Annotated in this window: 11 protein-coding genes; 3 read left to right on the forward strand and 8 right to left on the reverse strand. The window is 46.7% G+C overall.

The window, feature by feature from the left end; all coding sequences use genetic code 11:
- Positions 1 to 67: 67 nt before the first annotated feature.
- The 5 genes from ADA01nite_RS18680 to ADA01nite_RS18700 all read right to left on the reverse strand — a co-directional run bounded on the left by ADA01nite_RS18680 (position 68) and on the right by ADA01nite_RS18700 (position 4,240).
- Positions 68 to 403, reverse strand: a complete 336-nt coding sequence (locus ADA01nite_RS18680; protein ID WP_246147419.1) for a hypothetical protein — start codon at positions 401 to 403, stop codon at positions 68 to 70.
- Positions 404 to 710: 307 nt separating this feature from the next.
- Positions 711 to 932 carry a twin-arginine translocase TatA/TatE family subunit gene (gene tatA, locus ADA01nite_RS18685; RefSeq protein ID WP_146811942.1) on the reverse strand — a complete coding sequence of 74 codons (222 nt, stop codon included), beginning with the start codon at positions 930 to 932 and terminating at the stop codon, positions 711 to 713.
- 19 nt (positions 933 to 951) lie between these two features.
- Positions 952 to 2,613, reverse strand: a complete 1,662-nt coding sequence (locus ADA01nite_RS18690; protein WP_146811943.1) for a PhoX family protein — start codon at positions 2,611 to 2,613, stop codon at positions 952 to 954.
- Between the two features lie 192 nt (positions 2,614 to 2,805).
- The gene (locus tag ADA01nite_RS18695; protein WP_146811944.1) at positions 2,806 to 3,426 is read right to left on the reverse strand and encodes a flavin reductase family protein; all 621 of its coding nucleotides are present in this window, start codon (positions 3,424 to 3,426) and stop codon (positions 2,806 to 2,808) included.
- Between the two features lie 28 nt (positions 3,427 to 3,454).
- On the reverse strand, positions 3,455 to 4,240 hold the full coding sequence (locus ADA01nite_RS18700; protein WP_146811945.1) for an isochorismatase family protein: 786 nt from the start codon (positions 4,238 to 4,240) through the stop codon (positions 3,455 to 3,457).
- Between the two features lie 274 nt (positions 4,241 to 4,514).
- On the opposite strand from ADA01nite_RS18700, the gene ADA01nite_RS18705 reads away from it, so the two are divergent.
- Complete coding sequence (locus ADA01nite_RS18705) at positions 4,515 to 5,708, forward strand: MFS transporter (protein ID WP_170230371.1); 1,194 nt, start codon at positions 4,515 to 4,517, stop codon at positions 5,706 to 5,708.
- A gap of 75 nt (positions 5,709 to 5,783) precedes the next feature.
- A complete protein-coding gene (locus ADA01nite_RS18710) occupies positions 5,784 to 6,158 on the forward strand; it encodes a hypothetical protein (RefSeq protein WP_146811947.1) in 375 nt (124 codons plus the stop codon).
- A gap of 220 nt (positions 6,159 to 6,378) precedes the next feature.
- On the opposite strand, the gene ADA01nite_RS18715 is transcribed toward ADA01nite_RS18710, so the two are convergent.
- The 3 genes from ADA01nite_RS18715 to ADA01nite_RS18725 form a co-directional block, all read right to left on the reverse strand.
- Positions 6,379 to 6,852 carry a helical membrane plugin domain-containing protein gene (locus ADA01nite_RS18715; protein ID WP_146811948.1) on the reverse strand — a complete coding sequence of 158 codons (474 nt, stop codon included), beginning with the start codon at positions 6,850 to 6,852 and terminating at the stop codon, positions 6,379 to 6,381.
- Positions 6,853 to 9,807: a formate dehydrogenase subunit alpha gene (fdhF, locus tag ADA01nite_RS18720; RefSeq protein WP_146811949.1), complete on the reverse strand. Its 2,955-nt coding sequence runs from the start codon at positions 9,805 to 9,807 to the stop codon at positions 6,853 to 6,855. It abuts the gene before it with no gap.
- A 305-nt stretch (positions 9,808 to 10,112) separates the two neighbouring features.
- Entirely contained in the window at positions 10,113 to 10,484 is a 372-nt protein-coding gene (locus ADA01nite_RS18725; RefSeq protein ID WP_146811950.1) for a Na-translocating system protein MpsC family protein, read from the reverse strand.
- A 147-nt stretch (positions 10,485 to 10,631) separates the two neighbouring features.
- Here ADA01nite_RS18725 and fdhD point away from each other — a divergent pair, with 147 nt between their 5' ends.
- Positions 10,632 to 11,429 (forward strand): formate dehydrogenase accessory sulfurtransferase FdhD, encoded by a 798-nt coding sequence (fdhD, locus tag ADA01nite_RS18730; RefSeq protein ID WP_371863581.1) that lies wholly within the window; start codon positions 10,632 to 10,634, stop codon positions 11,427 to 11,429.
- The last annotated feature ends 61 nt before the right edge of the window (positions 11,430 to 11,490 follow it).

Below are 11,490 nucleotides of genomic sequence, written 5' to 3' on the forward strand. Positions count from 1 at the left end.
GGGGTTGCGGCTGAGATGCCATGGCGGTTTTCTATAAAAAACGCCCCTCTATATAGAAGAGCGGCGCCTATCCAACATGGGAAGAGTTTTGACAGAAAATTTTTTCCAACAAATAAATAATATACGGATGTCGGTAACCTACCTGGTGTTCTAAACGGTATACATGGCTCCAGAGAGAATTATACGTACTTCGATACTCCTCAGGTATATACTCACCGAAACATTTTTGAAGATGCAGCAGACGCCATTTAGCATACGCTCTTTCTGTTGCCGTATTTTTCTTTTGTCCGACATCGATTTGGACAATTTGCCGATTCGCTTCATGCAATAGTGTCTCGATCATGTCCGTCAAACAGGCAAATTCCCGGTTTTCAAACATACATTCCGTTTTCATACCCACCATTTCAATCCCCTTATTTTCATTTTATTAAGGTTGCAATGATGAAATAATAATTTAACGTAAAAATCAACCGAAAAATAGTATACACGATTCTGACAATAAAAGTAACATAAAATTCATGTTTCTTCCAAATATTTCTCTTGACAAACCAGATCCCCACACATGTGTTCATGTTTATTCGATTTACTTTTTCTATTTTTCAGTTAGTGCATAAAGTCTATCTGCCGATCCCGCATCTATGCTTGACTGCATAAATAAAAAGAGCAGCACAATTAAATGCCGCTCTTTCTTCTAACATCAAACTTATTAGTTACGATAATTTCTTTGTTTTCTCTTCGCTGCTTACCAGCATAGGTGTAGATTTCTTCTCTTCTTCCTCATCACCATTAATCAGATTTTTCGACGCCGATTTGAATTCTGTTAGCGTACGGCCTAACGCACGGCCAATCTCCGGCAGTTTATTCGGTCCGAATACGATGAGCGCAATGACGAGAATAAGAATCAACCCGGGAATTCCGATGTTTGAAAGCATGCAATCGTCCTCCTATTTATTAAAATCCGGTAATCGCTACGACGCTTGGCAGTGCAATCGACATACCGCCCTTCGGCCAGTGGCTGGTAGGTGCCGCATATGTCTCCAAGTTCTCGCCCGGATGCTGTACGGACAGGAAGAGTGTCTTCTCATCCGGCGTAAACCAGGGTCCCGTCATCTCCGCACCGATTGGGGCAGAAGCAAATTGCGATGCGATGCCTCTGTCCGGTCCAGACGTCGGGATGAAAAACATTCCGTTATTGCCAAATGACTTGTAAATTCCACTGTTCATGGACGAAGATGAAATGTCCGTTACAACCCACAGATTACCCGCACTATCAAATGCAAGGTTGTCCGGCGCGGCAAATCCACTTTGCGGACCGCCTGTCGCGAAAATTTCAAACATAAATTCTTCTGCCGCATGATTGTTATCTTTTTCAAACAGACGAACGATTTGCCCATAGAAGTTACCGTGCTTGGAGTTGTTTGTCAACGAGATAAACACGCTTCCGTCAATCGGATGTACTTCCAAATCTTCCGGACGGTCCATCGGAGTTGCGCCTACCGCTTTTGCCGCTTCACGGCAGTTTACCAACACGTCGGCCTGGGAAGTAAACAACGGCTTCTTATCCGCGTCTACCGCTTTTTGCAGCGTCTCGTTTTTCGCGTAATCCAAGGCAATCCATTTCCCTTTGCTGAAGTTAGCTACGTACAGTGTACCTTCTTCCAGCAGTTTCGCATTTGCTTTGCCGGCCGCTTTGTTGTACGTGCCTCTGGAAACATACTTGTATACATATTGGTCGTTAGCATCGTCACCCATGTATACGACAAGCTGACCGCCCGGTGCAATGGTCATGGCGGTATTTTCATGAGAGAAGCGGCCCAGAGCTGTATGCTTCTTCGGCACGGAATTCGGATCAAAAGGATCCACTTCTACTACCCAGCCGTAGTGGGTTGCATCTTTTAATTTAGTATCTGCCACGACACTATCAAAGTTTTCTTCACAGGAGAGGATCGTATTCCACAACGTAACGCCGCCCGAACAGTTGGCGAACGTTCCCACTACTTCACGCGCTCCGTTTACCGCAGAGCTGCCTGCAGCCGGACCGGTCAATGTATGTCTGGTTAAACCGCTGACGCGGCGGCCGTATTTCGAATCGGATACGAGACGCCATTTTCCGTTCTCTTTTTTAATCTCAATCACTGACCCGCCAAGCGCATACAGATACTTTTCAATCTGTGCCGCCGTACGTGTATTGTTTTCCGGGTCGGCATTCAATGCGTCATAGCCGGTTACATAGTATTCCAATTCACCCAGGTACTCATGGTTCACCCACAGCAAGCCATGTTCACTGCTTTCCTCAATCGGCAGAAAACAGGTAAAGTCGTTATTAAAACCGAAGGTGTCACCTTTGGTATTAATTTTATCCCCGTATGAAGCAATAATGTCATACTTGTATCCCTGCGGCAGTACAAGATCGTCTTTATCCGTCGCTTGAATCGGTTTGAACTTAACTTTGGATGGCTTATGCTTGTCCTCATCCATGCCGAAGAGATGATCTGCCGTTTTTCCGGACAGTGTCTTCTCGGCTGCAAAAGCCGGAATGCCGGTGGCAAGGGAAGCAAGCGCTGCCGTTCCCGTACCAAGATACGTTAAGAATTGTCTGCGGTTCATTTCCATAGGTTTATCACTCTCCGCTTTTTTCGTTCGATATGTATTTTTCAATTTCCCTATGTTTTTATTGTACAGACACTTTCTTAGGCTACTTTTAACCCCGCTTAAAGTTCTTGTAAAAAATGTAAACCCAATATAAAGGTTTCCTGTGGTTTCCGATTTCTTCTATGTTTTCTTTTTATACAACGGTTAGATGATTTAAGTGGGACGTTTAATCGAAAATAGTTCACCAAGTTTAGCGTAGGTATTTCCAGCCAGACGACTTACAGGCTTTACTTTATCCACAAGAATATAGCCTTTATCTTGATCGTATAAATCGTCAGCTATATGGTAATAAACGATTTGACCAATTAATAAATCAGCAGTGATTTTACCGTCTTCCCCATTAAATGTAAGGTGCTTCTCAAGTTTGCATTCAAAACGGATGGGTGCCTCCTTAATACCGGGCACAGAAATATGTGTGCTATCAACCGTATGCAGTTGTGTCAAATCAAGTTCGCTTTCATCCGGATCTAAGGAGGCCGCTGTTTTGTTAATCTCTTCTATCATATCTTCATTACTTACATGTACAACAAACTCTCCTCGCTCTACTGCATTCCGAGCGGTATCCTTCATATTACCATTTACTCGCTGTACTGAAATAGATAGACGCGGGGGAGTGCTGCTGATGATATTAAAATAACTAAATGGGGCAGCATTGACGATTTGATTAACAGTAGAAAGAGTGGTAACAAAAGCTATCGGACGGGGGACAATCGTTCCTGTTAATAGTTTGTAATTATCTTTAGCAGATAGTTCTTCTGGACGAATGCGTATCATATGACTTACTTCACTCTCCTTAGCAAAGTTAATCCGAGCTCTCTATCGGCAGTTTCATGCCTTTTAATACCTTCTCTATACTCATGACATCTGCATATCTTGCGTTTAAGTCTATTAATGTCGAGTTTTGCAGGGTTTGATTACGATCTCCCACAGCTTCTTTAGGAATAATTACTCTGTAACCTCTTTGAAGAGCATCTACAGCAGTTGCTCTTATGCTTCCACTTGTTGTAGCACCAGCCAATATTACAGTATCTATCTGGCGTTCATTCAGAAAATCATCTACTTGACAATTATACAAGTCAGTAATATGCACGGTAGGATTAATAATATCATAAGAATAGTCACTAAGATCTGGATGAATGTTGACCCACGTACTTTGACGATCCAAAATCTGAAGGGATGGGAACTTCTGGCACCATAACTTAGATACCCTATTAGTTGAATCGTATATTGTTATAGTAAAGATAATTGGTATGTTATGGGAAAGAGCTTCTTCTATAAGTCGTTTTGTTGCAGAAATTTGCTCTTCAATCTTAATAGATAATTGAGAATGCGGTTCAGTAAAAGCTATGGTTAAATCACGAATGAGAAGAGCCGGTTTGTTACCAAATCCAATTTGTCCTGAAAATCCTTGATTGGAGTAAAGTTGTTGTAACTCATCTAGAATATATCTTCTTTGGCCTCCAGGAGTATATAAAACCTTTAGACCATAACCTTCAACAGTCCCATTCTTCTCTAACCGCCGCAGTGTACTTGGCGAAACTCCCAGTAGCTTTGCAGCTTCAGATATATTTAAAAGATTTTCGTACATATCAATTCCTCTTTTCACAAAACTAAGTTTAAACATACAAATAGCTTGTTAAAATTACAAAAAGCATGCAAAGTTCCTTAAATTTATCATTTATTATATCATAATATCTCCCATCACCCCACTTTATGTTGTTTTAATTTACCAATCGTGTTTTCTACTCATATTCTTACATCCCAACCAAAAATTATGATGGAAATCTTTGCTTGAGCAAAGATGAAACGGAGCGGACAAGCTAACCATGAGGTTGTATTCTTTTTGTAAAAGGAGCTTTTTCATGGAACAAACAGGAAAACTTGATGGCCAGGCCAGGCTTTTGCTGCTGATGAATACGCTGTATCTCAGCTCCATCGGGCTCTCCAACACCTTCGTCAACGTCTACCTGTGGAAAGTGAAAAGCGACTACGCTATAATCGGGCTGTTTAACCTTTTTACCTTTCTCGCCATCCCGATTGCATTTTGGATCGGGGGCCATTTGATTAAACGCCGGGACCGGGTGTTGAGCATACGGATCGGTGTCTTCATTATGGCCGTGTTTTATCTTACAGTGCTTATGCTCGGTAAATCGGCGACGGCCTATATTGTGCCGCTCGGCCTGCTGCTCGGTACGGGTGCGGGGTTTTACTGGCTGGGCTATTATGTCATGTATTTCGAAATTACAGGCCCTGACAACCGCGATGTCTTTAACGGGGCAAACGGACTCCTAATGTCGATAGCGGCCGGTGGCGCTCCTTTTTTCGCAGGCTGGCTGGTTACCCATCAGACAAACGGCTATCGGCTCATTTTCTCCTTATCGCTTATCATCTTTACTCTGGCGGTTATCGTCAGCTTCTTCATCTGCGGTCGGAAGTGTGAAGGGAAACTGGATTTGCGCAGCGTTTGGACAGATACACGCGATATTTCAAAGTGGCACTATGTTGTATTCTCATACTTTTTCTGGGGCATGCGGGAAGGCGTGGTTATTTTTCTCGTTGGCCTCCTGGTATTCGTCGCATCGGCCAGCGAATTTACGGTCGGCACCTATGCCCTCTTCACTTCCATTCTTTCTCTGGTGTCCTATTATGCGGTCGGCAAATGGATTCGACCTCACAGGCGCGGCCGCTCGCTGCTCATCGGCGCGTTCATGCTCTCGGTATCCGTGCTGCCGCTTCTGGCGCAGCTTCGCTTCGGCACTCTGCTTCTGCTCGGAATCGGTACCGCATTGTTTTATCCTTTTTTCGCTGTACCGCTCGTGTCGACAAGTTTTGACGTGATCGGCGAAAGCATGGAAAAAGCCAGGCTGCGGGTCGAGTATATTATTATTCGGGAGTTTGCCTTCAGCCTGGGACGTCTGCTCAGTACCCTGGTATTCGTACTGTTCGTCGCCACTACCGGCAGTTCTCTGGTGCTTGTCCTATATTTGATGGCGCTGAATCTTCTGCTGCTGTTTTGCTGGATTTTTATGCGGCACGTCTTTCCGGCTCATGTATAAGATGCATAAGAAAAAAGACACGTGCAAACAATAATAAAGAGAAGCTTTCACCCTTCGGAAAGGAAACGACGGAGCATGGACGAAAAATACATTCTCGCCTATTTCAATACACCCGAACAAGCCGAAAACATACGGCAGCAGTTAGCCGCGCAAGAAGGGATTATCGCTCTCCAGGTGGACCGCATCGGTCTATATCCCGGTCCCGAACCGGAACGACCGATTAATTCCATCACCGGCAACTTCGCCAGTCTTGCTTCACTGACAACCGACGCTTCACCCGGTCAAATCGACGCCAATATCATGATGGCCGCTCACCCGAGTGCAAGCGGCATGAGCGACGGTGATGACGATACGATCCGGGGAAGGGATATTTTACTGACGGTTGTAATGCGGCCTGAATACTATGAAAGCGTGCGGAAAATGATTCGCTCTGCAGGCGGCTTGATATGAATCCGATCTATAAGATGACATTTTTGACGTAAAAAGAGAGGCCGCATGCGCTCCCCTCTAATAAAAAAAGACTCCAATATCCATAAATAACCAAAAATCAGGACACAACAAGAGGCTGGCCCGAAAAAGTCGCTTTTCAACGACCTTTTGAGACAGCCTCTTTCGGCAATTACGCATTCTTTTTTACGATCTCATATCTCTTCTGTTCTCACCATACAACCTATAGTTTCTGTCCCATGCCCTTCAGGAAGCCGAGCATAACGGTCATGGCGCGGTTGATGTCCGGGTCTTTGTAGGCTTTCATCAAATCGAACATACCGGTTTTCTTGCCTGCACGCACTTCTTCTGCAGAGTGCTGCATGCCGTTGACAATGCCTTCGAACACTTTTTTAATCGTCTCCGGCTCCAACTCACCCAGCATGCCGACAGCGCTCATTACGTTGTTGACGCCGCGCGTCATTGTCGGTTTGGATAGCTGAGAGATGCCGATTTCCATAATTTTCTCCCTTGACTGAATCAAGCCGCCGATAATTTCGAGTGCGCCGCTCTCGTGCAGCAATTGAATCAGCTTTAACGTTTCTTGAAGCGCTTCGCCGTTTTTGGCTATGATGCTGACCAGCTCGCCCAGCGCCATAGCCTGTTTTTCGGCTTCGGTCGGTTCATGTTTCTTTACGACAGTTATCGGTTTCGCCATTTATTTCTCCCCCCGTCCGACGGTTTCAAGCGTACGATAATCCGCACGATTCCACTTGCGCTCCACTTCTACCCCGCGCTGCGGATTCCGCTTGCCGAAACGGGAATTGAAACGGGGCAGAGGGCTTGCGCCTTCCACTTCAAGCACCTGCATCTTTACCTTGGCCTCTTTATACGCCGGCGTGTGCGTCGTCACATCGGAGAAGCTGCTCGTCAAAAGGTTAACCGCAGAATCTTCACTCACAGAATTCATCGGTACGTAAATCTCTTTACCCTGTACACGGTCGGTCACGACAACGCGCAGTCTCACCGCACCATATTCGGATTGCAGGCGCACGAGCGAACCGTCTTTGATGCCGCGCTCTTGCGCCAGCTCCGGCGATACTTCCACAAACGTATCCGGAGCTTTGTACATCAACCCGTCGGACTTGTTGGTCAAGTTTCCTTCATGGAAATGTTCAAGCAGACGGCCATTGTTCAGGAACAGGTCGTACTCTTCCGGCATTTCCACCGGCGGAATCCAATCGGTCGGCGTCAGGCGTGCCTTACCGTCCGGGAACGGGAATCGCTCCGTGTACAGAAGGGGCGTATCCGTACCGTCCGCCTGCACCGGCCACAGCAAACTATTATATCCTTCCAGACGCTCATACGATACTCCCGCGAACAGCGGTGCAAGACTTGCCGATTCTGCCATTACTTCAGCCGGGCTTGAGTAGCTCCAATTCGCGCCGAGACGGTTCGCCAGATCGATAAGAATCTGCCAATCCGGACGGGATTCGCCCAGCGGCGCAAGCGCCTGATACAGACGTTGAATGCGGCGTTCCGTATTCGTGAACGTACCTTCTTTCTCCAGGCTCGGACTTGCCGGAAGTATCACGTCGGCGAATTGTGCCGTTTTCGTAAAGAACACGTCCTGTACGACGAAGAATTCAAGCTTTTCAAGGGCTGCTTGAACATGGTTAGAGTTAGCATCTACCCAGGCCATATCTTCGCCCATCAGGAACATAGCTTTCATTTCACCGTTATGAATCGCTTTGATCATACCCTCGTTGTCCAGTCCTTTTTCGGAAGGAAGCGCGACTCCCCATGCCTTTTCGTAACGCTCGCGCACAGCGGCGTCCGTTACCAATTCGTATCCCGGATAGAAGTTCGGCAGCGTACCGAAGTCACAGGCGCCCTGTACGTTGTTATGTCCACGCAGCGGGAAAGCGCCTGCATTCGGACGTCCGAAGTTGCCGGTCACAAGCAGCAGATTGCTGATCGCCGTGCTGGTTTCGCTTGCGCCGCAGTGCTGCGTAACCCCCATCGCCCAGAAGATGGCCGTACCGTCGGCTTCATGGATCATTTTTGCCGTCTGGATAAGCTGCTCTTTCGGGATGCGCGTCGTTTTCTCCGCGTACTCAAGCGTATATTTTTCAAGCGACTTTTTATATTCTTCAAATCCGTTTACGCGCTTATGAAGGAATTCGACATCGTGCCAGCCCTGGTCGATGATGTACTTCGTTACGGCAGACAGCCATACATGGTCCGTTCCCGGCGCCGGCCGCAGGAACAGGTCGGAGCGCTCCGCCATTTCGTTCTTGCGCAGGTCTGCAACAATGAGTTTGCGTCCATTCAGCTTGCGTGCGCGTTTCAATCGGGTCGCGATAACCGGATGCGCTTCCGCCGGATTTGCGCCGACAATAATGCCGAGACCCGCACCGGCCATGTCATAAATCGTACCTGCATCACCGCCATAGCCCACAGTGCGGAACAGTCCCGTCGTCGCCGGGGATTGGCAATAGCGTGAACAGTTGTCGATATTATTCGTTCCGATAACGGAGCGCGCCAGTTTTTGCAGCAGGTAATTCTCTTCGTTCGTACATTTGGAAGAGGAGATGAAGCCGAACGCGTCTGCACCGTCACGCTCTTTAATCTCCTTGAACTTACTTACGATGAGAGAAAGCGCTTCGTCCCATGTCGCCTCGTAGAATTCATCGCCTCTGCGGATGAGCGGCTTCGTCAGACGGTCCTCGCTGTTGACAAAGTCCCAACCGAACTTGCCCTTTACACAGGTAGAAATACCGTTAACCGGCGCATCCGGAGTCGGTTCGATTTTGAGAATCTTCCGTCCCTTGGTCCATACTTCGAACGTACAGCCGACGCCGCAGAATGTGCAAACCGTCTTTGTTTTCTTTGTACGGGTGGCGCGCAGCGTCGCTTCAAGTTCCGATACGGCAAAGATGCCGCTATAGCCAGGCTCTACTTCTTTTACCAGATCAATCATCGGGCTTAAAAGCTCCGGCTTCATGCTGGTCATAATTCCCGCTTCACCTAGCATGGACTTCTCCATCAATGCATTGCACGGACATACATTCACGCAATGTCCGCAGGAAACACAGGACGACTCGTTAATCGCCACATCGTTATCCCAGATAACGCGCGGACGGTCACGCTCCCAATCAATGGACAGTGTTTCGTTAACCTGAACATTCTGACAGGCTTCTACGCATTGGCCACAGAGAATGCACTGATCCGGATCGTAACGATAGAACGGGTGAGACATATCGACTTCATACGGCTTTGGCCGGTACGGATAGCTTTGATGCTCGATCTGCATCATCTCTACCGTATTATGAATGCGACAATTGCCGTTATTGTTGTCACAGACAGTACAGTATAGCTGATGGTTTTCGAGGATACGATCCATCGCTTCCACCTGAGCCGCTTTGGCTGCCGGTGATTTGGTCTCGATATTCATACCTTCCGCCACTTTCGTCGCACAGGAGCGCACCAACTTACCGTCAATCTCTACCATACATGTGTCGCACGTTTGAATAGTGCCCAGATTCGGATGATAGCAAATATGCGGAATCTCAATATCTTGTTCCTTCATGACATCGACGATATTCTGCCCTTCGACTGCCTGATACTCTTTGCCGTTAATGCGAACGGACAGTTTCGTTGTTGTACTCATTTTTCTCCCCCTTGTTCAATCAGATTGAGCAACCGGCCCGATCGTCTGTCTCCCTGCAAAAAAAAATTCCATCACAAAACGGATCTGTAGAGACACTGCGCCTCTGACACAACTGTTTCATGATGGAATAGCCTGCGGCACGCAAGTACCGGTAACCAATCCGCCATATCAGAAAAGCGAAAAAAACTAAGGAGCAAGTAGAATGCGCTTTCAGCAATCAACTTTGCAACTTAATCTTTTACCCACCTTATATATGTTATGCAAACCTACTTTAAAACATATTTAACATTATAGACACAATTTCATTAGCTGTCCAGACCCAATGGACGTTCGAAAACAAAAACCGTCATAGCCGTATCCAGTTCGAACCGAAAATCAACAAACAGCGTGAGCAGTTTGGCGTTGACCAGCTCTTCTAAGGGCTTTCCGACAGACAAGTCCTCATAGATTTTCTTGATAAATTCCGTGCGCGTTGCGTGAATCATTCGCTGCCCTTCCGCTGTTCGACTCATAAATTTCTCTACGCTTGTCAGGTTGCCTTTCATCTCGCAGATTGCCCACGGCCCGACAAAGCGAGTGACGATATGTGTAGGTCCCTTGCCGACATGCGTTTTCCGTATTTCTCGAACAATATTGCTGAACTCATGAGCGATACGTGCACGATTTGATTTTTCCATACATTCTCTTCCTCCTTTTTCTAGCATTGCACGTTTTAAAAGGGAATACAAGAGAGCGGTCGATGATTTTTCTTTTGACATTAGAGGTAAGAAGCTTAAAATAATGAAGAAAGAAAAATCTATGAACAAATGGAAGGGATATTTATGATTCAACCTATTGTTCACACGCGGACCATCCTGCGTTACCGTGACAATGAGCTGCATGAATGTACGGACGAAGTGGTTAGCGAATTCCCTGTAACAATTTTTCTCGATGAAGAAGAATTTGCTACGGTGGTATGTACGCCCGAATATATCGAAGACCTTGTGGTTGGATTTCTGGCTTCTGAAGGGGTCATTCGCTCCTATGAGGACATTAAAAGCTTGCTAGTACAGGAACAAGAAGGATTTGCACATGTAGAATTGCATAAAGCGCAGAAAATCAACCAGCAATTTTATTCCAGGCGCTACATTACCTCTTGCTGTGGAAAAAGCCGGCAAAACTTTTATTTCTATAACGACGCGCGTACGGCAAAAGTAATGAAAGAGAAGAACGTCACACTGTCCGCTGAAGATTGCTTCCGTCTCATCCGCCTGATGCAGGAAGGCTCGGATGTATTTCAGAATACAGGCGGCGTCCACAACGCGGCGCTGTGCGATCGAAACGAAATCATTCTTTCACGTATGGACATCGGACGCCATAATGCGCTGGACAAAATTTACGGACACTGCTTAAAACATAAGATTTCTATGCAGGACAAAATCATCGCTTTCAGCGGACGTATCTCTTCAGAAGTGTTATTGAAAATAGCGAAAATCGGCTGTGAAGTCGTCCTATCCAAATCAGCGCCGACAGGCTTGGCTCTCGATCTTGCGGAAGAGCTCGGCATTACGGCCGTTGGTTTTATCCGCGGCAACTCGCTCAATGTATATACGCATCCGGAACGCATCGAGACACCCATCTAAAAATGTTTGACCTTCTCCCACGGCTGAAGCACGTGGGATTCTTCCGGTCTTTGTCACCGTG

It is taken from the genome of Aneurinibacillus danicus, from assembly GCF_007991215.1.
In the GTDB taxonomy this organism is placed as follows: Bacteria; Bacillota; Bacilli; order Aneurinibacillales; family Aneurinibacillaceae; genus Aneurinibacillus; species Aneurinibacillus danicus.